The 24,676-nt window shown below is 71.2% G+C and carries 21 protein-coding genes; 11 read left to right on the top strand and 10 right to left on the bottom strand.

The genetic code is table 11. The features are described from left to right. The first annotated feature begins 6 nt into the window (after positions 1-6). The 5 genes from nusB (at position 7) to fnr (ending at position 3,489) form a co-directional block, all read left to right on the top strand. The gene (gene nusB / locus C516_RS0100300; RefSeq protein WP_018716346.1) at positions 7-468 is read left to right on the top strand and encodes a transcription antitermination factor NusB; all 462 of its coding nucleotides are present in this window, start codon (positions 7-9) and stop codon (positions 466-468) included. Further along, positions 468-1,001 (top strand): DUF2889 domain-containing protein, encoded by a 534-nt coding sequence (locus C516_RS0100295; RefSeq protein WP_018716345.1) that lies wholly within the window; start codon positions 468-470, stop codon positions 999-1,001. Before nusB ends, C516_RS0100295 begins: the two co-directional genes overlap by 1 nt. Beyond that, the gene (gene thiL / locus C516_RS0100290) at positions 998-1,963 is read left to right on the top strand and encodes a thiamine-phosphate kinase (protein ID WP_018716344.1); all 966 of its coding nucleotides are present in this window, start codon (positions 998-1,000) and stop codon (positions 1,961-1,963) included. The genes C516_RS0100295 and thiL overlap by 4 nt, the downstream gene beginning before the upstream one ends. Continuing rightward, positions 1,960-2,430 (top strand): phosphatidylglycerophosphatase A family protein, encoded by a 471-nt coding sequence (locus C516_RS0100285; RefSeq protein ID WP_018716343.1) that lies wholly within the window; start codon positions 1,960-1,962, stop codon positions 2,428-2,430. The genes thiL and C516_RS0100285 overlap by 4 nt, the downstream gene beginning before the upstream one ends. A 279-nt stretch (positions 2,431-2,709) precedes the next feature. Then, the gene (gene fnr / locus C516_RS0100280) at positions 2,710-3,489 is read left to right on the top strand and encodes a fumarate/nitrate reduction transcriptional regulator Fnr (protein WP_018716342.1); all 780 of its coding nucleotides are present in this window, start codon (positions 2,710-2,712) and stop codon (positions 3,487-3,489) included. Positions 3,490-3,535: 46 nt separating this feature from the next. Here fnr and C516_RS0100275 read toward each other — a convergent pair whose 3' ends face one another. From C516_RS0100275 to C516_RS20225, 6 genes are all read right to left on the bottom strand, one after another. After that, positions 3,536-3,817 (bottom strand): hypothetical protein, encoded by a 282-nt coding sequence (locus C516_RS0100275; protein ID WP_018716341.1) that lies wholly within the window; start codon positions 3,815-3,817, stop codon positions 3,536-3,538. Positions 3,818-3,898: 81 nt separating this feature from the next. After that, positions 3,899-4,450, bottom strand: coding sequence for a putative Fe-S cluster assembly protein SufT (gene sufT, locus C516_RS0100270; RefSeq protein WP_018716340.1), 552 nt, complete (start codon positions 4,448-4,450; stop codon positions 3,899-3,901). A gap of 46 nt (positions 4,451-4,496) precedes the next feature. After that, positions 4,497-5,210 carry a polysaccharide deacetylase family protein gene (locus tag C516_RS18045; protein WP_018716339.1) on the bottom strand — a complete coding sequence of 238 codons (714 nt, stop codon included), beginning with the start codon at positions 5,208-5,210 and terminating at the stop codon, positions 4,497-4,499. Beyond that, positions 5,198-6,313, bottom strand: coding sequence for a glycosyltransferase (locus tag C516_RS0100260; protein ID WP_018716338.1), 1,116 nt, complete (start codon positions 6,311-6,313; stop codon positions 5,198-5,200). Before C516_RS0100260 ends, C516_RS18045 begins: the two co-directional genes overlap by 13 nt. Next, positions 6,310-7,521, bottom strand: coding sequence for a sulfotransferase (locus C516_RS20230; protein WP_018716337.1), 1,212 nt, complete (start codon positions 7,519-7,521; stop codon positions 6,310-6,312). The genes C516_RS0100260 and C516_RS20230 overlap by 4 nt, the downstream gene beginning before the upstream one ends. 173 nt (positions 7,522-7,694) lie before the next feature. Further along, a complete protein-coding gene (locus tag C516_RS20225) occupies positions 7,695-8,072 on the bottom strand; it encodes a phasin family protein (protein WP_018716336.1) in 378 nt (125 codons plus the stop codon). A 142-nt stretch (positions 8,073-8,214) separates the two neighbouring features. Between C516_RS20225 and C516_RS0100245 the strand changes: the two genes are divergently transcribed. The 3 genes from C516_RS0100245 to C516_RS0100235 all read left to right on the top strand — a co-directional run bounded on the left by C516_RS0100245 (position 8,215) and on the right by C516_RS0100235 (position 12,094). Beyond that, entirely contained in the window at positions 8,215-9,372 is a 1,158-nt protein-coding gene (locus tag C516_RS0100245; protein ID WP_018716335.1) for an isocitrate/isopropylmalate dehydrogenase family protein, read from the top strand. An 87-nt stretch (positions 9,373-9,459) separates the two neighbouring features. Continuing rightward, positions 9,460-10,725: an aspartate aminotransferase family protein gene (locus C516_RS0100240; RefSeq protein WP_018716334.1), complete on the top strand. Its 1,266-nt coding sequence runs from the start codon at positions 9,460-9,462 to the stop codon at positions 10,723-10,725. Between the two features lie 151 nt (positions 10,726-10,876). After that, positions 10,877-12,094: an MFS transporter gene (locus tag C516_RS0100235; protein ID WP_018716333.1), complete on the top strand. Its 1,218-nt coding sequence runs from the start codon at positions 10,877-10,879 to the stop codon at positions 12,092-12,094. Positions 12,095-12,516: 422 nt separating this feature from the next. On the opposite strand, the gene C516_RS0100230 is transcribed toward C516_RS0100235, so the two are convergent. Further along, positions 12,517-13,728, bottom strand: a complete 1,212-nt coding sequence (locus C516_RS0100230; RefSeq protein WP_018716332.1) for a pyridoxal phosphate-dependent aminotransferase — start codon at positions 13,726-13,728, stop codon at positions 12,517-12,519. Between the two features lie 199 nt (positions 13,729-13,927). Between C516_RS0100230 and C516_RS0100225 the strand changes: the two genes are divergently transcribed. Further along, positions 13,928-15,367 (top strand): NAD-dependent succinate-semialdehyde dehydrogenase, encoded by a 1,440-nt coding sequence (locus C516_RS0100225; RefSeq protein WP_018716331.1) that lies wholly within the window; start codon positions 13,928-13,930, stop codon positions 15,365-15,367. A 79-nt stretch (positions 15,368-15,446) separates the two neighbouring features. Here the strand turns inward: C516_RS0100225 and C516_RS0100220 are convergent, their stop codons facing one another. From C516_RS0100220 to C516_RS0100210, 3 genes are all read right to left on the bottom strand, one after another. Continuing rightward, a complete protein-coding gene (locus C516_RS0100220) occupies positions 15,447-16,160 on the bottom strand; it encodes a dienelactone hydrolase family protein (RefSeq protein ID WP_018716330.1) in 714 nt (237 codons plus the stop codon). A gap of 201 nt (positions 16,161-16,361) precedes the next feature. Continuing rightward, the gene (locus C516_RS0100215; RefSeq protein WP_169509115.1) at positions 16,362-16,724 is read right to left on the bottom strand and encodes a phasin family protein; all 363 of its coding nucleotides are present in this window, start codon (positions 16,722-16,724) and stop codon (positions 16,362-16,364) included. A 146-nt stretch (positions 16,725-16,870) separates the two neighbouring features. Continuing rightward, positions 16,871-18,451, bottom strand: a complete 1,581-nt coding sequence (locus tag C516_RS0100210; protein WP_018716328.1) for a carbon-nitrogen hydrolase family protein — start codon at positions 18,449-18,451, stop codon at positions 16,871-16,873. 377 nt (positions 18,452-18,828) lie between these two features. Here C516_RS0100210 and C516_RS0100205 point away from each other — a divergent pair, with 377 nt between their 5' ends. Together C516_RS0100205 and C516_RS0100200 are read left to right on the top strand one after the other, a co-directional pair. Then, complete coding sequence (locus C516_RS0100205) at positions 18,829-20,571, top strand: autotransporter assembly complex protein TamA (protein ID WP_051088161.1); 1,743 nt, start codon at positions 18,829-18,831, stop codon at positions 20,569-20,571. A 491-nt stretch (positions 20,572-21,062) separates the two neighbouring features. Continuing rightward, positions 21,063-24,494 carry a translocation/assembly module TamB domain-containing protein gene (locus tag C516_RS0100200; RefSeq protein ID WP_425386803.1) on the top strand — a complete coding sequence of 1,144 codons (3,432 nt, stop codon included), beginning with the start codon at positions 21,063-21,065 and terminating at the stop codon, positions 24,492-24,494. Positions 24,495-24,676 lie beyond the last annotated feature (182 nt).

Raw genomic sequence — 24,676 nt, 5'->3', positions numbered from 1 at the left:
ACGCAGATGACCCCAACCCCGCGTTACGAGGACTATCGCCGGCGCAGCCGGGCCCGCCGGCGTGCGCTGCAGGCGCTCTACCAGTGGCAGGTCGCCGGCCAGGACATCGCCTCCATCGAGAAGCAGTTCCTCGAGGATTACCGCATGGGCCGCACGGACCTGGAGTACTTCTCCGTGCTCCTCCACGGCGTCCCGGCCTCGGCCTCGCGCCTGGATGCGGCGCTCGAGGGGCACCTGGACCGCCCGTTCCGCACCCTCGACCCCGTGGAGAAGGCGATCCTGCGCCTGGGGGCCTACGAGCTGCTGGAGCGCATGGAGGTACCCTACCGGGTGGTGCTCAACGAGGCGGTGGAGCTCGCCAAGGCGTTCGGCGCCGAGCAGAGCCACCGCTTCATCAACGGCGTGCTCGACCGCGTCGGCCACGACAGCGCGTTGCGCCGCGCCGAGCTCGGCGCCGGGGAAGGCTGATGGCCCTGCCCGAGCCCGCGCCGCGCCGTCGCCTGCACCGCCGCCGCATCGAGCTGGACGGCTTCCGCCGCGAGGACGGCCTCTGGGAGATCGAGGCCCGGCTAACGGACGTCAAGGACGGCGCTTTCCGGCTGCGCTTCCGCGGTGAGCTCGCGCCCGGCGAGCCGGTGCACGACATGGCGCTGCGCGTCACCCTGGACGACGACCTCACCATCCGCGAGGTCGCCGCGAGCATGGACGCGACCCCGTTCCCGGACTGCCCCGGCGCGACCGCTGCCTTCCAGTCGCTGGTGGGCGTGCGCATCGGCCCCGGCTGGATGAAGGCGGTTCGCTCACGCATCGGGAGCGTCGAGGGCTGCACCCACCTCTTCGAGCTGCTGCGCCCGATCGCCACCACCGCCTACCAGACCATCCATCCGCCGCCGGACAGCGACGGTCGCCCGATGCTCATGAACAGCTGCCACGGCTGGCGTGCCGGCGGTGAGGCCATCGCCACCCTCTACCCCGAGTGGTTCCGGCCGGAGCAGGGATGAGCCTCTCGGAGTTCGCGCTGATCGAGCGGTTCTTCACCGGCCTGGGGGCCGAGCGCGGCGACGTGACCCTGGGCTGCGGCGACGATGCCGCCCTGGTCGAGGTCGGCGGCACGACCCTCGCGCTGGCCGTGGACACCATGATCGAGGACGTCCACTTCCCCGCCGACGCCCCGCCGGCGAGCATCGGCCACAAGCTGCTGGCCGTGAACCTCAGCGACCTGGCGGCGATGGGCGCGGAGCCTGCCTGGGCGCTGCTGGCGCTGACCCTGCCGGCGGTGGACGAGAACTGGCTCACCGCCATGCGCGGCGGGCTGGACGCGCTCGCGCGGACCCACGGCGTGGCGCTCATCGGCGGCGACACCACGCGGGGCGAGCGGCTGACGGCATCGCTGTTCGTCGGCGGGCCGGTGGACAATCCCCTGCGCCGTGACGGCGCCCGCCCCGGCGACGTCCTGTGGGTCTCGGGGTGGCCCGGCGAGGCCGCCGCGGGGCTGGCCTGCTGGCAGGCCGGCGAGCGCGGAGACGACGTGGCCCCCCTGATCGAGCGGCTCCACCGGCCGACCCCCCGGATCGCCCTCGGGCGGGCACTGCGCGGGCTCGCCACCGCTGCGGTGGACGTCTCCGACGGGCTGCTTGCCGATGCCGCCCACCTGTGCGAGCGCAGCGGGGTGGCGGCGACGGTGCGTGGCGCCGACGTCCCGCTGTCACCGGCGCTGGCCGCGCGCGGCGGGGCCGCGCTGGACTATGCCCTCAGCGGCGGCGACGACTACGAGCTGCTGTTCACCGCGCCGGCGGACGCCGGCGAGGCCGTACGGTGTCGTGCGGCGGACGCCGGCGTGGCGGTGACGCCCATCGGTGCGATTACCGCCGGTGCCGCGGCCGTGACCGTCGTCGGCGCGGACGGAGCGCCACTTGTCGCAGGGCGCACCGGCTACCGGCACTTCGACGGGAATGGCAAATGAGCGGGGGGTTCCGCCTCGCCGATCCACGCCAGTTCCTCGCCCTGGGATTCGGTTCCGGCCTGCTTCCGCGGGCCCCGGGCACCGCCGGTACGGTCGTTGCGGCGCCCCTGGTCTGGGGACTGGGGCTGCTGCCGGCGTGGGCCTATGTCACGGTGCTCGCGGCGGCCTTCGTCGTCGGCTGCTGGATCTGCGGTGTCACCGCCCGTGCGGTGGGCGTCGACGACCATCCCGCCATCGTCTGGGACGAGTTCGTAGGGCTGGCCGCGACTCTGGTGATGGCGCCGCAGAGCCCCGCAGTGGTGGCCGCGGGCGTGGTCGCCTTCCGTGTCTTCGACATCCTCAAGCCCTGGCCCATACGGGTGTTCGACCGGCGCCTGCACGGGGGCTTCGGGATCATGCTGGACGACGTCCTTGCCGCCGTGCCGGCGGCGGTGTGCCTGCACCTCGCCCTGGCCCTGCTGGGCTGAAGCGGTGCGGTGCGCCTTACAGCGGTTCCGGATGCATTGTTCAGGTCTCAGAGCCCCGCAGCGCTCCGCGGCTCCCTTCGGGCTTGTCCGTCTGCGCCCGTGGGCGGCGTTGCGCTTCGCTCATGTAGCGCCGCCACACATCGCTCAGCGCGCCTTGCCACGAGTGCAGACAGGCAAGCTGAGGCCTGACAATACCCCCAGAACGGGCTGTGCTCCGCCGTGGGTGATGTCGTATGCTGACGATGAACATTAAGGACTGCCACTCACCCAGGGTGCGACATGAGCGACCAGCCCAACCCCGGCGAGTTCCGGGTGGCGCGGCTGCGCAGTGCCTGCAACGATTGCGGGCTCGTGCAGCTGTGCCTGCCGGTGAGCCTTGACAGTGCGGACGTCGATCAACTCGACCAGATCGTGCAGCCGCGTCGGCCCATCAAGCGTCACGAGCACCTCTACCGCACCGGCGACGGTTTCGGCGCGATCTACGTCGTCCGTACCGGAGCGTTGAAGACGTACACGCTCTCCGAGGGCGGCGAGGAGCAGATCATGGGCTTCCACCTGCCCGGTGAGGTGGTGGGGCTCGACGCCATCAACGAGGGCAGCCATCCCTGTGGCGCCCAGGCGCTGGAGACCACCACGGTCTGCGAGGTGCCGTTCGAGCGTCTGGAGGCGTTGTCGACGCGTATCCCGGGCCTGCAGCGTCAGCTCCTGCGGCTGATGAGCAAGGAGATCTTCTCGGATCACGAGATGCTCCATGCGCTGGCCAATCGCAGTGCCGAGGAACGGCTCGCCATCGTGCTGCTGAGCCTGTCCAAGCGGTTCGCGCGGCGCGGCCTGTCACCGTGGCGGTTCCGGCTGCCGATGTCGCGCTCCGAGCTCAGCAACTATCTGGGTGTGGCGCCGGAGACCATGAGTCGGTTGTTCCGCCGCTTCCAGGAGCGGGGCTGGATCGCCAGTCACGGCAAGGAGCTGTCGCTGGAGGACGTGCGCACGCTCCGGAATCTCGCCGGGCAGTCCCGCAACGAGACGCCTGATCGGGACGTACACTCCGGCAGGGGATGAGTACGGGTCCCGGGCGGGCGCCGCTGGCACCCGCCCTGTCTGCTGTTCAGGTCTCGCCGCGCATGTAGTGGCGCTCGGCGTGCACGAGGGCCCGGTGCCAGTGCAGCACCGTCTCGTTGTCCGGGAAGCGGGCCACCAGCTTCGCCGTCTCCCGGTTGAGCCGGGATATCTTCGCTTCCTTGACTTCCTCGTTCGGTGTCGCCTGGGCGGCGACCCAGTTCTCCCGCAGCTGGGCGATGCGGGCGTCCAGACCTTCAAGCCCCGACATGCCGGCCACCCCGGCCAGCAGTGCCATGGTGACGAGGGCACTGATCACCGTGCGTTTCATTGCCTGCGCTCCTCCCCTTGCGTCGTCACCCGCCCCGCCTGCAAGGACAATCCCATCGGCGCCTGGGTTCCGTGTCGGGGATCACATCATGCCCGTCTGCAGACGAGCGGCCTCGGACATCATCTCGAAGGACCAGGGCGGGTCGAAGACGATCTCCACGGACACGTCCTCCACGGTGGGCACCTGCAGGACCTTTTCGCGCACGTCGTAGGCGAGGATATCGCCCATGCCGCAGCCGGGGGCGGTGAGCGTCATGTCGATGGCCACCGAGCGGCTGCCGTCGTCGCGGCGCGACACCTGACAGGTGTAGACAAGGCCGAGCTCGACGATATTGATCGGGATCTCGGGGTCGTAGCAGCGTCGCATCTGGTCCCAGACGAGCTGCTCGACGTCCGCGTCCGAGGCGTCGTCCGGCAGCTCCGGGGCGGCCTCCGGCTCCTTGCCGATGGCGTCCGCGTCCTTGCCGTCGATACGGAAGAGATTGCCCTGGATATAGACGGTGTAACTGCCGCCGAGGGCCTGGGTGATCATGCCCTCGGCGCCCTTCGGGATCACGCCGGTGTCGCCGGAAGGGATCAGCGCGGCGTCGCAGTCGCGCTCGAAGACCACGGGTTCGTTGGGTTGCGCCTGCATGACGGCCTCCGCTACCTGAAACTGGACTCGTTTGGTCGGAATTCTATCACCCAGCGTGCGGGTATGCAGAATCCGGTCCGGCCATCAGTCCGTCGTAGTCCAGGGGCTCGCGTACCGTGGCGAGCCGTCGCAGCAGGGTCCCGCGCAGGTGCAGGCGGTGATCCCGCGGGTGCAGCGCGATGCGCACCGGTCCCGGCCAGCGGCTGCATGTGGTGTCCAGGGCGCGCAGCACCGCCGCGCGGGCGGGCGTATCCGCCTCGAAACCGATGACCGGTAGCCGCCGCCGGCGACCGCTGCGCAGGTCATGCACGGCGGTGAGGGTCTCCAGGTAGCGGAAGCCGAGGTCGGCGAGCCCCGCCGGACGGATCGGACCCAGGGCCCAGGCCGGGGGGACGTACAGGGCCGGGCGGCCGAGGTCGTTGTCCGCAAACCATGCGCGGCAGCGGCGGACCAGCGCACGTATCTCCGCGGCGTCCAGGGCCAGGTGTTCGGCGGCCTGACGGGAGAGCACCGCGGCGTGCAGGCGGTGGTAGCAGCCCCGGACGGCCGTGGCGTGGTGGTGCCAGCCGTGGCCGGCGAGGACGTGCCCGCGCGCGCGCCACTCGCGAAGCCGGGCGAGCCCGTCGGGGGACCAGTCACGCCCCGGCACGACCAGCAGGGTCACCGGCGCGATGTCGTGGTGCGCCAGCAGGCTGAGCTGCTCGCGCACCGGCGCCAGGGTCTCCGGCATCACGTCGTGGATCGAGACTACGGCCCGCACGGGCCCGCTCCCGGGGCGATCACCGCGAGCCAGTCCGCCACCGTCTGCGCCTGCAGTCGCAAGACCGCCGCCCGGGCCTCCCGGGTGCGGTGGCGGAGCACGGCCGGCGCCATGCCGTCGAGCCGCCGCAGGGCCGCCGTCAGGTCCTCATGCTCAGCGATGGCGTGGAGCCCGGGGGCGAGCTCGGCGCGGTCGCGGATGCCGCAGCCGGCGGAGACCACCGCCGGGCGCTCCCGGGCCAGGGCCTCCAGGGCAACGGTGCCGAAGGCCTCGAGCCGTGACGGCAGGGCGAGCGCGTCGTGGTCGTCCAGCGCGGCGGCCACCGCCTCGCGCGGGAGCCAGCCGAGGTAGTCGAGGTTGGGGAGGGCCGCGGCGTCGGCCTCCACCCGGGTGCGAAGCGGCCCCTCGCCGGCGATGGAGAACCGGACGCCGGGCAGCGCACGGGCCGCCGCCAGTACCTCGGGCAGCGATTTCTCCGCGGCCAGGCGGCCGACGAAGAGCACGGCCTCGAGCCGGCCGCTCGCCGGCCGGACGGGTCTGTCCAGGAAAGGCGGGCCGAGGGGGGTGCCCGTCACCCGCGCGGCCGGCGCGCCGTCGGCCGCTGCCAGTGTCCGCATCCCCTCCGAGACCGCCATGACCGCATCGGCGCGGCGCAGGAGGTGGCGGTTGCAGGCACGCAGGCCCAGCCGCCCCGCCGTGCCGCGGAGCGCCCCCCAGTAGAGTCGTCCCAGGGCGGCATAATGGGTATGCATGCCGAACACCACCCGGGCGCCGAGCCGGCGGGCGGCGCGGGCGCCGAGGAGACCGTAGGGGCCGGGCGTGGCGATCACCACGGTCTCCGGCGCGATCTCCGCGAGGCGCCGGGCGAGGGCCCGCGGATCGGGGACGCCGACCCGCTGGGAGCGGTCGCCGGGCAGTGGCACCGACAGCCACTCGCGCAGACCGTTACCGGTGTCCGGGCCGATGGTGGTGATGGTATCGAGGTGCGGGGCGAGGGCGTCGCTGAGGTCCTGGTAGTAGGTGCCGACGCCGTTGCGCCCGGCACCGGCGTCGGTGACCACGGCCACGCGCGCCCGCGCGGCATCAGCCGGCACCGCGCTCATGCCGTCCTCCGGTGATCAGCCAGCTCGTGCGCCGGGATCGGGACGGTCGCCGTGTAGTCGAACTGTCGCGCCGTGGGCGAGAGCGTGGCCGTGAACGCGTCGCCGTCACCGGCGTCGTGCCGGTGGCGGGAGCGGTGGGTGCGTGCCCGTCCGTCCAGCGCGTCGAGGCGGGCCTCGAACGCCGGTGACAGCGGCAGGGAGAGGAGCGCGTAGACCCGGCGCACGCTCGCCGCCATCCGTGTGCGCTGGGCGGGCAGCGGCAGGAACACCGCCGTGCCGGGCGCGGTACGGCCCAGCGCCGCGAACAGGTGATCGTAGTAGCCGGCGAAACGGGCCGCCAGCCGGGCGTTGAACGCCCCGGAGTCGTAATCGCCGTGGCAGACGCGCAGCGACGGCTCCAGGCAGCTGAGCTGGGAGGACAGGGCCCGGGCCGGCTCGCGCACGCAGGCGATGATACGGGCGTCCGGGAACAGCGTGAGCAGCGTGTCGGTCAGGGGCGCGAAGGCGGCGTTCTTCGACAGCAGCCGCCGGCCGTCACCCCGGGCATGGAGGTGGCGGCGCAGACAGTCCCGGTAGAAGCCGCCGAGCGCCGCGCGTTCGTCCCGGTCCAGGGCCTCCCCGAAGGCCGCGAAGCGCCACAGCCAGCCGGCATCCGGGAACGGCACCACCAGCACGAAGCACCACAGCACCGGCAGCAGTACCAGGTAGTCCTCCTCCGGTGCGTCCGCGCGTACCGGATGGGTGTCGTCCAGTCCGGCGAACAGCCGGCGCTCGGCCAGCCGGCGCAGCCGTACCAGCGGTGCGCCGAGGCCGCGGTCCAGGCGGCCCACCGCCGCCCAGAAGCGGCACCACGTCACCGACACCCCGAACACGCATTCCCAGGCCCGGAAGGTGGTGAACTGGCCGTCCTCGGCGAGGGCCGCGTGCAGCGCAGTGGTGCCGCTGCGCGGCACGCCGAGGATGAACACCGGCGACGTCACCGGCGTGCGCCGGTAGCCGCGGAACAGGACCTCGTCGAGGGCCAGCCCGACGGTGTGATAGAGCCAGAATGGCGGAAACGCCAGCAGCAGGGCGCCGCGGGTGAGCAGGTGCCGCGGGCGGGGGCGCACGATCGCGCCGGGCCGCAGGCTCGTGGCCACGAGGGTGGCGTAGCGGCGCAGCGCGCGGCGCATCAGCCACAGGGTGGGGTTGGTGTCGGGCCGGATCATCGCCGGCAAGCATGCGCGCCGGTGCCGCCTCGCGCCATCACGTTGTATGACGCAGCGGTGACGATTCGATGACGATGCGGGGCGCGGACAAAGAATCGCCCCGCGGGATGCACGGGGCGAAGGAGGGGAGAGAGCCTGGTTGCGCCAATCGGCCACAGGGCCGATTGTCCGCCTCAGGCCGCGGCGGACTTGCCCTGACCCGTCGTGCTCTTGCCGCGACGCGTCCGGGTCCGACGGGCGGAGCCGCCGGCGGACTCGGCCAGCGCGCGGCCCATGCCGGCGAAGGCCTCGAGGTCGTCGGTCACGCGGCGGCCGAAGCGCGACGCGATATCCTGCTGACGACCGACGTAGTCCTGCAGGCTGGCGGCGTCGTGCACCGCGCTGGCCGCCCGGAGCTGCTCGACGCCGAGGCCGACATAGGTCCGCGCGGACTCGATCTGGCGGCTGGCGGCCTTCTCGGCGTGGTCGATCGCCGTCTTCGCGAAGCGCCGGGCCGGCTCGCCCGCCTCGTTCATCTGGTCGAACATCTGCTTGATCATCTGCTCGTACATGGGAGCCTCCCACTGTCCGTTGCTGTTGCAGTGCAACATAGCAGTGGTTTTTGTGCATCGCAACATCCGTTGGGCGCCGCTCGTCGGCCGGGGTCTGGTATCGTTACGCGGTCCATCTACTTTCATGCGAAGGAGGCCCGAGATGGCGCGATCGTCCTGGCGTGTGGCCGTGCTCCCCGGCGACGGCATCGGCCCCGAGGTGATGCGGGAGACCGTGACGGCGCTGGAGCGCCTTGCCGGTTCCGGCGGCGTCGATCTCCAGATGGAGCGGTTCGACTGGCCCTCCACCGCCTGGCACCGGGATCACGGCGAGCTCTGGCCGGCCGACTGGCGTGAGCGCCTGGCGCGTTTCGATGCGATCCTCCTCGGCGCCCTCGGCGATCCCGGTCCGCGTGACGATCCACAGCGCTACTGGCTGCCGGACGCCGTCTCGCTGTCGCCGCTGCTCGATATCCGCAAGGGCTTCGACCAGTGGGCGTGCGAGCGCCCGGCGACCCTGCTCGACGGCGCGCCACAGTTCCTCGCCGACGAGCGGGCCCGCGACATCGACATGCTCGTGATCCGCGAGAACAGCGAGGGCGAGTACGTTGGCCAGGGCGGACGTCTTGCGCCGGGCACCGCCCACGAGATCGCCACCCAGGTGGAGGTCTTCTCGCGCCGGGGGACCGAGCGGATCATCCGCCACGCCTTCGAGCGCGCGCGGCTGCGCGCCGCCGAACGGGCCGAGGGCAAGCGCGGCGAGCGTCATTTCACCGCCGCCGACGGCAGCGACGCGCGGGCCCAGGTGTGCCTGGTGACCAAGCGCAACGCGCTGCGCCACTGGGGTGAGCTCTATTCGGAGGTGTTCGAGACGGTCGCCGCCGACTATCCCGACATCGCCACCCACCACGAGCTCGTCGACGCTGCGTGCATGAAGTTCGTCACCAGCCCCTGGGCCTTCGACGTGGTGGTCGCGAGCAACCTCCAGGGCGATATCCTCACGGACCTCGCCGCGGTGCTCTCCGGCGGCATGGGGGTGGCGCCGTCGTGCAACATCAACCCGTCGGACCGGAGCCAGCCGCCGATGTTCGAGCCCACCCACGGCAGCGGACCGGACATCGCCGGGCGCAACCTCGCGGGCCCGCAGGCGATGATGCTCACCGCCGCGATGATGCTGGACTGGATGGGCGAGGAGGACCCGGCGGCGGAGGAGGCGGGCCGGCGGCTGCGCGCAGCGGTCGCGGCGGACCTCGCCGAGCACGGCACGCGGGTGCGTCCCACCGACGAGGTCGGTGCGGCGGTGCTTGCGCGCCTGGATTGAAAGCGCGTAACCGCCCGGCGTAGTGTCGGGAGATCGTGGTCAACGACCGGCCCCGGACGGGCGCCGGCAGGCAGTGAGGAGGCATCAATGAGCGAACACGAAGGCCATCTCTCGCCGCTGCTCAAGCAGTCCAGCGGTGTCCTCGCCGAGCGCGGCGAGGGGGTGTATCTCTACGACGAGAGTGGCGAGCGCTACCTCGACTTCACCTCCGGCATCGGCGTGCTCAGCACCGGCCACTGCCACCCCAAGGTGGTGGAGGCGGCCCAGCGCCAGATCGGCCGGGTGGTCCATGCGCAGTACGCCATCGTCCGCCACCGGCCGATCCTGGAGCTCTCCGAGAAGCTCGGCGAGCTGATGCCCGGGGCGATCGACAGCTTCTTCTACGCCAACGCCGGCACCGAGGCGGTCGAGGCCTCCATCCGTCTCGCGCGTCAGGCGACGGGGCGGCCGAACATCATCGCCTTCCGGGGCTGCTTCCACGGCCGCACCATGGGCTCGCTGTCGACGACGAGCTCGAGCTCGCCCGTGCGCCAGGGCGTGCAGCCGATGATGGGCGGGGTCGCGTTTGCACCGTTCCCCGACACCTACTGGTACGGCTGGGACGAGGAAACCGCGGCCCAGTTCTGCCTCAAGGAGCTGGACTACGTCCTGCAGACCATCAGCGTGCCGAAGGAAACGGCGGCGATGCTGATCGAGCCCGTGCAGGGCGAGGCCGGGTACGTCCCCGCGAATACCACCTTCATGAAGGGGCTCCAAGAGCGCTGCCGGGAGCACGGCATCCTGTTCATCCTCGACGAGGTCCAGGCGGGCAACGGCCGTACCGGCAAGTACTGGGCGTTCGAGCACTTCGGCATCGAGCCGGACGTCGTGGTGACCGCCAAGGGCATCGCCAGCGGCTTCCCGCTGTCGGTGATGGGCGCGTCGGACGCGCTGATGGCCAAGGGCTGGATGGGCTCCCAGGGCGGCACCTACGGCGGCAACGCCGTGGCCTGTGCGGCGGCGAGCGCCACCCTGGACGTCATCCGCGAGGAGGGCCTGGTGGAGAACGCCCGCGAGCGCGGCGCCCAGCTCCGGGCCCGGCTCGAGGAGCTCAAGACCCGCTATCCGGAGATCGGCAACGTCAGCGGCATGGGCCTGATGCTCGGCACCCACATGGTGGACGGACAGGGCCGGCCGGATGGTGACCGCTCGGCGCGGCTGCTCAAGGAGTGCGAGCGGCGCGGGCTGCTGCTGATCAAGTGCGGTGCCTGGGGCGGTCAGGTCGTGCGCTGGGTGCCGCCGCTGATCGTCGATGCCGAGCAGATCGACTGGGCGGCGGACCAGTTCGAGGCGGCACTGGAGGCGACGCGCTAGCGACGGGCAGCGTCCCTGCCACCGGAGGGGCGCCGGCCTGCGGGCCGACGCCCCTCTTCTCGTTGCGGCCCCCGCCGTCCCGGTGTGGGCCGAGTGGTCCGCGGCGCGGTCGCGGACCTCACCCACCCCATACGGAGCGAATGGCCCGGACGTGGACTACCTGCGCTTCATTCTCGAGAATCGCCGCTTTCTCGGCTTCGGTTTCCTCCTGGCCGTGCTCTCGGGCTACGGCCAGACCTACCTCATCTCGCTGTTCGGCGGCCAGATCCGCGAGACCCTGAATCTCAGCAACGGCGGTTTCGGCGGTGTCTACTCCACCGCCACGCTGATCAGCGGCTTCAGCCTGATCTGGCTCGGCCGGCTGCTCGACCGGGTGGACCTGCGCGTGTTCTCCGCCGCCGTGCTCGTGGGGGCGGCCCTGGGCTGCCTGCTGATGGCGGGGGTGAACCACGTGCTCGTCCTCGGCGTCGCGCTGCTACTGCTGCGCCTGTGCGGACAGGGTCTGATGATGCACACCGCGCAGACCACCATGGCGCGCTATTTCCACGAGCGCCGCGGTACGGCGATCAGCGTCGCCACGCTGGGGCTGCCCACCGGCGAGGCGGTGTTCCCGGCGGTGGTGGTCGCGGCGATCGCCGTGCTGGGCTGGCGGCAGACGTGGCTGGCGATGGCGCTGCTGCTGCTCGCCGTGGTGCTGCCCCTGGCGATGTGGCTGCTGCGGGGACACGGCCGCCGTCAGGAGGCCCAGGAGGCAGTGGAGCGCGAACGCGCGGCCGCCGGCAGCGACGGCGACTGGAGCCGCCGGCAGATGCTGCGCGACCCGCGCTTCTACGGCGTTCTGCCCGCGGTGCTGGCGCCCCCCTTCACCATGACCGCTCTGTTCATCCACCAGGTGCCCCTGGCCTCGGAGAAGGGCTGGCCGCTGGCCTGGCTGGCGAGCAGCTTCCTCGCCTTCGGCTCGTGCCACGTGCTCTCGCTGCTGGTCGCCGGTCCCCTGGTCGACCGCGCCGGTGGCCAGCGGCTGCTGCCGGTCTATCTCGCGCCGCTGGCGGTGGCACTGCTGGTGCTCATCGGCGTGGACGCGCTCTGGGGGGCGCCGCTGTACCTCGCCTGCGCCGGGCTCAGCATGGGTGTCGGCGGCACGCTGCTCGGCGCGCTGTGGGTCGAGCTCTACGGCACCCGCCACCTGGGTGCGATCCGGGCGCTGATCCAGTCGTTCATGGTGCTCTCGACGGCGCTGGCGCCGGGGGTCGTGGGCATGCTGCTGGATGCCGGGCTGGCGATGACGGATGTGGTCGCTGGCCTGCTCGCGTGGGTCGTGGCCGCCTCGCTCCTCGCTGCCGTCGCGGTGCACGCGGGCCGGCGGTGATCGTCGGCTGCCAGGAGCAACCGACCTTCAGGGCGTGCCGGACCGGCAGTCGTGGTGCACGCCGGCGGACGGTAGGGGGCCGGGTGGTGCGTGGTGGGCGGTGGTCTCGCCGCTCGGGTAGCTCGGTTGCTCCCGGCAACCGACAGCCGTGGTGGTGACACCGGAATGCCGGGGAGGTAGCCGTGCGGGATGTCCCCGCCGGCGGGTCGACTGTGCCGGGCGGCTGGCGCTGATGTCGGCTGCCAGGAGCAGCCGACCTACCGGTGGTCCCGGGGCGGTAGGTCGGGCACGGCCACGGGCCGTGTGCGACGTCTTCGCTGACTGGGGCTGCACGTCGCACGCCTGCGGCGCACGACCTACGCGCTGTCCGGCTGTCGTAACGACGCCCGGCGGTCGGTGCCGCCGGGCGTTGATGAGCCCGATTACCGCGGGCCGAGCTTCTGATCGGCGAGCCAGGGGATCATGCGCTCGAACGCCTCCTCGATCTGCTCCATCGAGTTGGAGTAGCTGATGCGGATGGCGTTGGAGGTGGTCTCGCCGAAGGCGTCCCCGGGGATCACGCACACCCCGATTTCCTCGAGCATGCGCAGCGCGAGCTGGCCGCCGTCGGTGTGCGGGGGCAGCGACGGGAAGATGTAGAACCCGCCCTGGGGCACGTAACCGCTGAGATACGGGGTCTGGTTGACGAGCTCCACCACGCGGTCGCGCCGGCGGCGGTACTCGGCCACCATCTCGTTCACGCAGCTCTGGTCGCCGGTCAGTGCCGTCACGCCCGCCCACTGCGCCGGGGTGTTGGCCACGGTGGTGGTGAACATGTGGTAGCGCCGCAGCTTCTTGATCGCGCCCTGGCTGGAGATGATCCAGCCGATGCGCAGCCCCGCCATGCTGTAGGTCTTGGAGAAGCTGGAGATGGACATGACGTGATCGAGGTCCGAGGTGCACGAGATCACGCTCGGGAAGTCCATCTCGTCGAGCAGCAGGTGGTCATAGACCTCGTCGGCGAACACGTATACGCCGCGGTAGGCCGCTTCCTGCACGATCGCCTCGACGGTCTCCTTGGGGTAGACCGTCCCGGTGGGGTTGTTGGGGGAGTTGAGCACGATCGCGAAGGTGCGCGAGCCGATCGCGTCGATGACCTCCTGGGGATCGATCTGGTGGCCGTTCTCGGCACGCGTGGGGATGATCTTCACCTCGCCGCCGTTCATCCGGATCAGCGGCGCATAGAGCACGAAGGTCGGGTCGGCGACGATGAACTGCCGTCCCGGCGCCGCGGTGGCGGTGAGCGCGAGGTACATGGCCTCGGTGGCGCCGGTGGTAACCAGGAAGTTTTCCTCCACCAGCTCGCGGTCGTAGCGCTCGCTGTAGTAGTCCTTGAGCGCGGTGAGCAGCTCCGGCAGGCCGGCGTCGAGGGTGTAGCCGGTCTGGCCTGCGCGCAGGGCGTCCACGTACGAGTCGACGATGTGCTTGGGCGTCGGGAAATCCGGCTGGCCGATGGACAGATGGATGACGTCATCCATCTGCGCGGCCATATTGATCATCCGGCGGATACCCGGCATGGGAATCGCCTGCAGCGCCGGGCTGAACATCGGTGCCGCGGTGTGCTCGTACTGGTCCATCTCCACCGGATTGACCATCGGCCTCGTCTCCCCTGTTGTGTTGGTTTAACGCTTCGACGTTAGACCCCCCTCACACGGGGGGTCAATAGGTCTTTTCCGATGCGCACAACGCGCATGTTGACGCGCCTGACGGGCGGTGAGTACTGTCGCTGTCAGTGCCCAGATACACCCGTGTGCACGGCCGGTGCGCGCGGGCATCCACCCAGGGAGCAAAACCATGATCGAATCGCCGTTACTGCCCCGTATCGCGGGCTACATCAACGGTCAGTGGACCGACGGCAAGTCGCGCCCGATCACCGTGACCAACCCCGCCAACGCAGAGACCCTGGCGGAGTTCCCGGGCATGGGCGAGAACGACACCCTCGATGCGGTGCGTGCCGCCGAGGGGGCGCTGGCACAGCGGGCGAGCTTCGAGAAGCGCCGGGAATGGCTGCTGAAGATCGACGAGGTGCTGCGCGCGAACCGCGAGGAGATCGGCCGCATCCTGACCATGGAGCACGGCAAGCCGCTGGCCGAGGCCCAGGGCGAGGTGGACTACGCCGCGGGCTTCTTCCGCTACTGCGGCGAGCACATCGACGAGCTGCGCCCGCGCACCATCGACGAGCACGCCAAGAACTGCACCTGGACGGTCCATCAGCGTCCGGCGGGGGTCGTGGCGCTGAGTACGCCCTGGAACTTCCCCATCGGCATGATCGCCAAGAAGCTCTCCTCGGCGCTGGCGGCGGACTGCGCGAGCGTGATCAAGCCGTCGTCGAAGACGCCGCTGACCATGATCGCGCTGTTCACCCTGCTCGACCGGGAGCTGGACCTGCCCGCGGGCAAGGTGAACCTGGTGATGGGTTCGGCGGGCACGATCTCCGACACCCTGCTCAAGCACCCGTCGGTGCGGGTGTTCTCGTTCACCGGCTCCACCGAGGTGGGCCGCGAGCTCATCGAGAAGGCCGCGCCGGGGATCAAGCGTCTGACCCTGGAGCTCGGCGGCAACGCGCCGTTCCTGGTGTTCGACGATGCCGACCTGGACGCCGCCGCCGATAACCTCATGGCGAACAAGTTCCGCGGGGGTGGCCAGACGTGCGTCTGTGCCAACCGCGTGTTCGTCCACGAGCGTGTCGCCGAGGCGTTCGCGGAAAAGGTCGCGGAGCGTGTGAAGGGCCTGCGCGTGGGCGACGGGCTCGCCGAGGGCACGACCATCGGCCCGCTCATCGACGAGAACGCCGTCGACAAGGTCAGCCGCCACGTCCAGGATGCCCTCAACAAGGGCGCCAGGAAGGTCGCCGAGCTGAATGTCTCCGGCCTGCCGGGCACCTTCTACGCGCCCACCGTGCTGCTGGACGTGCCCGCCGGCGCGCTGTGCACCGTCGAGGAGACCTTCGGGCCGCTGGTCCCGATGATCACCTTCCGTGACGACGACGAGGTGGTCGCCGCGGCCAACGACACCGAGTACGGCCTCGCCTCCTACATCTTCACCGGCGACCGCGAACGCGGCCACCGGGTGATCGAGCGCCTGAACTTCGCCCACGCCGCGCTGAACTCCGGCACCGGCCCGACGCCGGAGGCGCCGTTCGGCGGCATGAAGCAGTCCGGCTACGGCCGCGAGGGCGGCATCGAGGGGCTGTTCGAGTTCGTGGAGACGCAGACGGTCCCCGAGGCGGACTGATCCAGCCCGATCCCCTCATGGCCGGCGGGCAGCGCCCGCCGGCCGTTCTCGCCCGGGCCGTCAGGTCCGCCGCGGTGGCCTAGGGGCTGTCGCCCTCCAGGAAGGTCAGCACCCGCCCGTGGGACAGCGCCGCCGCGTGCCGGTGATACGCCCCCCGTGCCCAGCAGTTGAAGCCGTGATCGGCCCCGTCGTAGACGTGGATCCCGACGTCGCCGCGACCGAAGAAGGCCCGGCGGGTCTCGTCGACGTGGGCATCGGTGATGTGCCCGTCGTTGCCGGCGAAGTGGAACTGCGCCGGCACGGTGAGACGGGCGGCCTTGTCGAGGTGCCGGTGGATGCCCCCCGGGTAGAAGCTCACGACCCGGTCCACACCGGAATCGATACCGGCGAGGTAGGAGAGGATGCCCCCCATGCAGTAGCCGAGCGAGGCGATGCTGCCGTCGCACTCGGGCCGCCGGCGTAGCGCCCGGACGGTGCTGGCGAGGTCCTTCACCGCGACCGAGAAGTCGATCTCGCCGACCAGCCGGAAGGCGGTCTCCATGTCGTCGCCCTCGTAGGCGAGCTCCACGCCGGGCGACTGGCGCCAGAATACGTCCGGGGCGAGCACCACATAGCCGTCCAGCGCGTACTGCTCGGCGACGCTGCGGATATGGTGATTGACGCCGAAGATCTCCTGGATCAGGACGATGCCGGGGCCCCGGCCCGCCGGCGGCAGTGCCAGGTATCCCCTGAAGGTCCGGTCGTCGTGGCTGGCGATATCGATCCACCGGGTGTCGACGGCTTGCAGTGGCATGGCTCCTCCGTGGTGGCAGTGGTTTCCCGTGCAAATGGGGGCACGGGCCGCGAACGCAGCGTTGATTCGTCGGCTAATCGTAGGCGGGATAGGGCGGGGCAGACAACGATGGCCGCCGCGGTCAGTGCGGGGACCACGGGAAGGCCGGCGGGGGAGGCCCGCCGGCCCGTGCGGTCTCACCGCCGGGGGGCTCCGGCGTGTTCAGGCGGCGTCGTTGGCGCGGGTCTCGCCCTCGCCGGCGGGAGCCGTATGGGTGACCTCGCGGGCGAGGCGCTCGCCGAGGCTGCGCACGCCCTGGAGCTCCTGGCCGATGGTGGTGTCGAGCTCCTCGAGGAAGCCGCGCTGGTGCTGCCAGTAGTCCTGCAGCGAGCGCTCGTCGTGTACCGCCATCATGCAGCGCGTCTCCTCCAGCGCCAGCTCCATGCACCGGCGCACGGTATCCATGTGCAGCCGGGTGAGCTGCTCGGCGAAGCCGAGCCAGGCCTCCATGAGCTCGCGTTGCGGGGTGAGCATCGCGCTCCAGTCGGGGCGCGGCATTGACGGGGTTTCGGGTCCGGTCTCCATGGGGTTGCTCCGAGTCATGGCTGAGGGGGGAGCCACAACGTATAGCGCCGGCCGGGCCGGAAGGGAACCGCCGTTCGGCCGCCCGGTGGGCCGCCCGGCGGGTCCCCCGTTCTACCGGTTCGTGCCGCGGAGCCGGGGATGCCCCGCTAGTCCGAGTCCCCGGACTGGTCCAGCCACTCGACGCGGAAGAGATCGAGGCGCCGGTCGCGGGTGTTGCGTACCGAGCCCTCGGCACGCAGCTGGATCAGCCGGTCCATGTCGAGATCGGTGATCAGGGTCATCTCCGTGTTGGGCGTCGACTCCGCCACGATCCCGTCGTGGGGGAAGGCGAAGTCCGAGGGCGAGAACACCGCGGTCTGCGAGTACTGGATCTCGATGTTCTCGACCTTGGGGAGGTTGCCCACGCTGCCGGTGATGGCGACGTAGCACTCGTTCTCGATGGCCCGTGCCTGGGCGCAGCGGCGCACCCGCAGGTAGGCGTTCTTGGTGTCGGTCCAGAACGGCACGAAGAGGATCTGCATGCCCTGGTCGGCGAGCAGCCGGCCGAGCTCCGGGAACTCCACGTCGTAGCAGACCAGGATGCCGATACGCCCGGCGTCGGTGTCGAAGATGCGCAGGGCATCGCCGCCCTGGACGCCCCAGTAGAAGCGCTCGTCCGGAGTGGCGTGGAGCTTGTACTGGCTGTCCGTGGTGCCGTCGCGCCGGCACAGGTAGGCAACGTTGTAGAGCACGCTCTCGTCTTCGTCGTACAACGGCATGGAGCCGGCGATGATGTTGATGTTGTAGCTCACCGCCAGCCGGGACATCGCCTCGACGATCTCCTCGGTGTACTGCGCGAGCCGGCGCATGGCCTCGGCGGGCTCGTCCTGGTTGAACTGCGCGAGCAGCGGCGCGTTGAAGAACTCCGGGAAGAGGATGAAGTCGCTGTTGTAGCCGGCCATGGCGTCGACGAAGAACTCGATGTTCGTCATCAGGTCGTCGAACGTCTTCACCCGGCGCATCTGCCACTGCACCGTGCCAACGCGCACCAGCGACTTGCGCCCGCCGATCAGCGGACTGCGCTCGGCCTCGTAGAAGATGTTGTCCCACTGCACCAGGGTCGCGTAGGCGTGGGAGTCGCGGTCCTCCGGCATGTAGCCGGTGATCACACGGCGCACGTGGAAGTCGTTGGCGAGCTGGAACGAGAGGATCGGGTCGTAGATCTCCCGGCGCTTGACCAGCTCGATGTACTCCTCGGGCGTCATCTCCCCGGCGTGCTCGCGGTAGCCCGGGATGCGCCCGCCAGCGACGATGGCGCGGAGGTTGAGGCTGCGGCAGAGCTCCTTGCGCGCGTCGTAGAGGCGCCGGCCGAGGCGCATCTCGCGGTAGTCCGGGTCGACGAAGACGTCCACGCCGTAGAGGACGTCGCCGTTGGGGTCGTGGTTGGTGAGGAAACCGTTGCCGGTGATCTCCTCATAGGTGTGCTTGTCGCCGAAGCGGTCGTAGTCGACGATCATCGAGATCACCGCCGCGGCTACACGGCCGTTGTCCTCGATGCAGATCTGTCCCTCCGGGAAGCGGTTCACCTGGGCGGCGAACTGCTTGCGCGACCATGCCCCGCCGAGGGTGTTGTAGACGCGGTCCATGATGTGCTTGACGTCCGGGTAGTCGGACAGCCGCAGGTTCCGCAGGCGCAGGCGGTGCTCCTCGCCGTCCCGCTCGTTGCCTTGGTCGTCGCTTGCACGCATCGGAATTTCTTCGCTTGCCGTAGGTCCGACATGGGAGAATATCATGCCGATCCGGCGGGCCGTCCCCGAGCGCGATCGGCGATGCAGTGACGGGACCGGGGAGCGATCTTCCCAGAGGGATTGTCGCGTGTCAGGGCACCGCGGCGGTTCGGGGGCAGAGCGCGTTCGCGCCGGCGTGGCGGGGCTCACGTCAGGCAGGTGCGATGCCGCCGCCGGACCGCTCCCGCACTCCCTCCGGGCCGGACTGCGTTGCGGTAGGGCAGCGTTGCCCACCGCTCATGTAGTCTGGCACCACCGTGCGGCTCGTGCCTTGCCCCATCGATGCACAGTCCGGCTGACGCGTGACACGACCTCTGAGACGATTAGCAATAACTCGAATGACGCGATCCTCGATCTCTCAAGCCGGCTGCGGGCTGGCACTGGTGCTCGCGCTCTGGGTCCAGGGCGTGCCGGCGGCGTCGCTGCACCTGGACGTGGATGCGCCGGAAGGGCGGGCGCGGCAGAACGTCATGGCCTACCTCGGCGAGCCGCCCGAGGTGGGCAGTGAACGCGAGGCCCGTGCCTACGCCCGCCATACCGTGGATGCCGTGCGCCGTGCCCTCGAGGCGGTGGGCTACTACAACGCCGGCATCGAGACGGACGTCGCCGCTGCGGACGATGGCTGGCGCGTGACCTTCCGCATCGATCCCGGCGAGCCGGTGCATATCCGTAAGCTGGACGTGCGCGTCACCGGCGAGGGCGCGGGTACCAGGCTCTTCGACACGGTGATTGCCAGCCTGCCCCTCGCCGAGGGTGACGCCCTCGACCACGGGGCCTACGAGACCGCCAAGACCCGCCTGCGCAACACCGCACTGTTGAACGGCTACTTCGACGGCGGCTTCGGCGAGCACCGCATCGCCGTGGACACGGAACAGCGCACTGCCGACATCACCCTGGTCTACGACACCGGCCCGCGCTACGAGCTCGGGGAGGTGACCTTCCAGGGCGATCTGCCGTTCAACGACGAGCTGCTGCGGCGTCTGGTGCCCTTTGACACCGGCGCCCCCTACGCTGCGGAACGCGTCGCCGCGCTCAACCGCAACCTGCTCGACAGCGGCTATTTCGGTGACGTCCAGGTCTCCCCCGAGCGCGACGCCGCCGAGCCCGGTGGCGCCGTGCCCGTCACCGTCAACGCCACCGCCCGCGAGCCCAACACGCTCGGCTTCGGTGCCGGTTTCTCCACCGATGAGGGGCCGCGGGCGCGGATCAACTGGCAGCGCCACTGGGTCAACGCCTCGGGCCATACCGCCGGCGCGGAGCTGCGCGTCTCCGCGGTGCGTCAGAACCTCTCGGGGAACTACACCATCCCGTTGCGCGACCCGCTCAACGACGAGCTCCAGCTCCAGGCCGGACTCCAGCGCGAGGACATAGAGGACACCCGGAGCAGCCGGGCCACGCTCGCCGTGCGCCGTCGCCAGCACTTCGATTCCGGCTGGGAGCGGGTGCAGTCCCTGCGCCTGCTCCACGAGGACTTCACCCAGGCGGACCAGGAGGCGACGACGACCCTGCTCATGCCGGGCCTGAGCTTCTCGCGTACCCGCTCCCGCGGCGGCGTCGATCCCTACTGGGGCGACCGCCAGAGCTACAGCATCGAGGTCGCCCAGAAGGGCGTGGGTTCCGACGTCTCCATGGCCCGGGGGCTGGTGGGCATGAAGTGGCTGCGGACCTATTTCGAGCGCCACCAGATCAGTGTGCGCGCCGACCTCGGCGCCATCGCCACCTCCAACTTCGAGCGCATCCCCTCGTCGCTGCGCTTCTTTGCCGGCGGTGACAACAGTGTGCGCGGCTACGGCTACAACACCCTGTCCCCGGAGGACGACGACGGCGACCTGCTCGGCGGGCGCTACCTCGCCACCGGCAGCATCGAGTACGGCTATCGCTTCGCCGAGTCCTGGCGGGCGGCGGTGTTCACCGATGCCGGCAACGCCTTCGACGAGCCGGGCACGGACTTCAAGGTGGGCAGCGGTTTCGGCATCCGCTGGCTCTCGCCGGTGGGCCCGGTGCGGCTGGACTTCGCCTGGGGCGTGAGCGAACCGAACCCGCCGTTCCGTATCCACATCTCGCTGGGGCCGCCGCTGTGATCCGGCGCATCCTCCTCGCAGTCCTCGGCGTGCTGGTGCTCGCTGTGCTCGGCCTGGCCTGGCTGGCCGGTACGACCACCGGCGCCCGCCAGGCCGTCGCGCTTGCCGAGCGCTTCGTGCCCGGCTTCAGCGCCGAGGTCGTCGACGGCAGCCTGTGGCGGGGTGTGAGCCTCAACGGCCTGCGCTACGGCATGCCCGGCGTGTCCGTGGCCGCCGACGCGGTGGTCCTGCGCTGGCAGCCCGGCTGCCTGATGGACGGCACGGTCTGCGTGGACCGGCTGGCTACCCGCGGGCTCGACGTGGCCGTCGATACCGGCGAGCTGCCGGCAGGGGAGACGACGGCGCAGCCGGGCGATGGCGGATTCGCCCTGCCGGTACGCATCGCCGTCTCCCGCGTCGTCCTGGACGACACCCAGGTGCGCGTGGACGGGCGCCGGCTGCAGCTCGCCTCGCTGACCACGGCGGCGGACGCCACGGGCAACCGCCTTTCGATGGACGAGACGACCCTGGACGGGCTGCAGATCGACCTCCCGGCCCCACCGGCGGACGGGGGGGACGGCGGCGGGACGTCGGCGGGCGGGGCGGAGCCGGCGTTCCCGCCGGAGGACTTCCGGCTGTCCCTCCCGGACGCGGTGCCGCTGCCGCTGATCGTCGAGCTCGCCGGCGTCACCCTGCGCGACGCGACGATCCATCGCGGCGAGGCGGCGTATACCCTGTCGCGGCTGCATATTGCCGGTGCACTCTCCACCGAGCGGATCCGCCTGGAGGCGCTGTCGCTGCGTGCGCCGGCGGCGGACCTCGACGCCCACGGGGAGGTCGGGCTCGGTGGCGACTGGCCGGTGCAGCTGACCCTGGATGCCCGCAGCGGCCGCTATCCCGGCGGCGGGGATCAGACCCTGACGCTGACCGCCGGCGGCTCCCTCGCGGACCTCGACGTCACCGCCGATGCCGGCGGGCCGGTGAGCGCCCGTCTGGAGGCGCACACCGCGCTGTTCACGCCGGGGCTGCCGTCGCGGCTGCGGCTGCGGGCCGACGCCCTGGCCTGGCCGCTTACCGGAGAGCCGACCGTGCGTGCCGGCGGTGTGGACCTGCAGGCGGACGGTGGTCTCAAGGGCTGGTCGCTCAGCCTTGACGCCGGAATCGATGGTCCGGGTATCCCGCAGGGGCAGTGGCGGCTCGCCGCGGAGGGCGACACCGCCCATGCGGCGATCCGCACGCTCACCGGCCGGGTGCTTGGCGGTACCGTCTCCGGGGACGGTCGGGTGGCCTGGGGGGACGGTCTGGACTGGCAGGCACGCATCGAGGCCGACGGTATCGCCGGCGACGCCACCGTGCCCCTGCCGGTACCCGTGAAGCGTCTGGCGCTGAGCGCCGACGGAGACACCGGTTCGGCGCGTATCGAGCGGCTGGACGCGGCGCTGCTCGGCGGCAGCGTCTCCGCGAAGGGGCACGTGGCCTGGCGGGACGGGCTCGAGTGGCAGGCAGCGCTCACCGCCGAGGACCTGGACCCCGGACAGTACCGGCCGGGTCTGGATGGACGCCTCGGTGGCCGGGTCGCGACCACCGGCACGCTGCGCGGCAGCGATCTGAGCGTTGTCCTGGCGATCCCCGGCGTGGAGGGGCGGCTGCGCGGCTACCCGGTCTCGCTCCGCGGCCACGTCGCCCGTGCCCCCGGCGCCGGCTGGACCTTCGACGGCCTGCGCCTGCGCAGCGGTCCGGACGAGATCACCGTCGACGGCGGCCTGGCAGACGGCCGCTGGGACGCCCGGGCACGGCTCGATCTGCCCGAGCTGGCCGCCCTCTGGCCGGGGCTGACCGGTACGCTGAACGGCGACGTCCGCGTCGGCGGCGCGATGACCGCGCCGGACGTGACCGCCTCGCTGGACGGTACCGGCATCGCCTATCAGGACATCCGCGTGGACCGTCTCGCCGTGGAGGGCAGCGTCGCCGCGCTCATGACCCGCGCCAGCCGCCTGCGCGTGTCCGCCGGCGGCGTCGTCCGGGACGGGCAGGCACTCGGCGACGTCACCGCCGCCCTGGACGGCACGCGCGCACAGCACCAGCTGGTGGTGGACGTGGAAGGCGGCGGGCCGGTCACCGGCTCGCTGCGGCTCGACGGCGGACTGGCCGCCGACAGCGGCGACTGGAACGGCACCCTGACCGAGGCCACCGTCAGTGCCGGCCCGGAGCGCTGGACGCTCGTCGACCGGCCGGCGCTGCGCTGGCGTGCCGGCCCCGGCGAGCTCCATGTGGACGCCCACTGCTGGCGACGGGATCAGGGTCGGCTGTGCCTGACCGAACCGCTGGTCGCCGGCGCCGGCGGTGCCCGGGCCGACCTGCGAATCAGCGATCTCCCCCTGGCGGTACTCAAGCCGTGGCTGCCGGAGGGGCTGGCGTGGTCCGCCACCCTGGAGGCGGACGCCCGCGTGCGCTGGCAGGGCAGCGGCCTGCCCCGTGTGGAGGTCCGCGCGCGTACCGGTGTGGGCAGCATCACCGCCTCGCGGGCCGACACGGAGGAGCCGGTGACGCTGGACTACCGTTCGCTGACGGTGGATGCCGGCCTGGACGATGAGGGCGCGCGGCTGGAGCTGGCGCTCACCGCCGAGCAGCTCGGCTCGGTGAATATCCGGGCATCCACGGATCCGCGGGCGGCGCAGCCGGGCCTCGACGGGCGCGTGCGCATCGACGGCATCCGCCTCGGGCTGGTGCAGCCCTTCCTGCCGCAGCTGCGGCGCCTGGAGGGGACCGTGACCGTGGACGGCAGCCTCGGGGGACAGCTGCGCGCGCCCACCTTCGACGGCACCGTGCGCCTGCGCGACGGTGTGGTCGCCGTGCAGTCCCTGCCGATCCCGCTGGAGTCGGTGACGCTCTCGGCCCGGATCCAGGGGACCCGTGCGACCCTCAGTGGCGGCTTCAAGAGCGGCGAGGGCAGCGCCAGCCTCGGCGGCAGCATCTCCTGGGGCGACGGGCTGCACGCCAACGTCGCCGTCTCCGGCGAGGGGCTGGAGGTGGCCTATCCGCCGCTGGTGCGGGTGCGGGTGAGCCCGGCCATGACCATTACCTACGATGGCAGCGCGCTCAGCGTCAACGGCCGGCTGACAGTGCCCCAGGGCCGGATCACCCTGGAGGAACTGCCCGAGAACGCCGTCGCGGTCTCGGACGACGTGGTCATCGTCAATCGCGGTGACGAGGACGGCGAGACCGGGCAGAAGCAGGGTCTCAAGCTCTCGACCAACGTCTACCTCGTGCTCGGCGATGACGTCCGCTTCCAGGGCTTCGGCGTCGAGACCGGGCTGGCCGGTGCGCTGCAGCTGCGCCAGATCGGCACCAGCAGCGCCGAGGCCTTCGGGGAGATCAGTCTGGTCGACGGCACCTTCGAGCGTTACGGCCAGCGGCTGAAGATCCGCCAGGGGCGGTTCATCTTCTCCGGCCCCATCACCGAGCCGCAGATCGACCTGGAGGCGGTGCGCGACACCGGCGAGGTCATCGCCGGGCTGCGGGTGACGGGCCCGCCCTCGGCGCTGCAGGCGAGCGTATTCTCCGAGCCGTCCATGCCGGAGGCGGACGCGCTGTCATACCTCATCACCGGTCGCGGCCCGGGTGCCGGCACGCCCGGCGAGAACCAGCTCGTGACCCAGGCCGCGCTCGGGCTGGGCCTGATGGGCGGACGCGGCATCGGCAGCTCGCTGGCCGGCCAGCTCGGCGTGGAGGACTTCCAGCTGGAGACCGCGGGCAGCGGCCAGGACACGCAGGTGGCGGTGAGCGGCTATGTGGCACCGAACCTGCTGGTGCGCTACGGCGTCGGCGTGTTCTCCCCGGAGAACACCCTCACCCTGCGATACCAGCTCACCGAGCGGCTCTACCTGGAGGCGGTGAGCGGCATGGAGAGCGCCCTCGACCTGTTCTATTCCTTCGACTTCTGAGGGGGCGCCGGCCGGATCGTCCGGGGGGTGACGCCTTCGCCCGCTATTCAAGTGCCGGCCGCCGAGCGTGTGCGATATCTCCATCCACGGGCCGGGCATCGGCCACCGGCGCGCGGCGGGCGAGCGTCGGCGGCGCCCGGCGGCCGACGTTCTCCGGTGTCGTGCGGGATGTCGGCTGCCCT

Source organism: Arhodomonas aquaeolei DSM 8974 (assembly GCF_000374645.1).
Taxonomy (GTDB): Bacteria; Pseudomonadota; Gammaproteobacteria; order Nitrococcales; family Nitrococcaceae; genus Arhodomonas; species Arhodomonas aquaeolei.
This window is presented reverse-complemented; position numbering and strand designations above follow the sequence as displayed.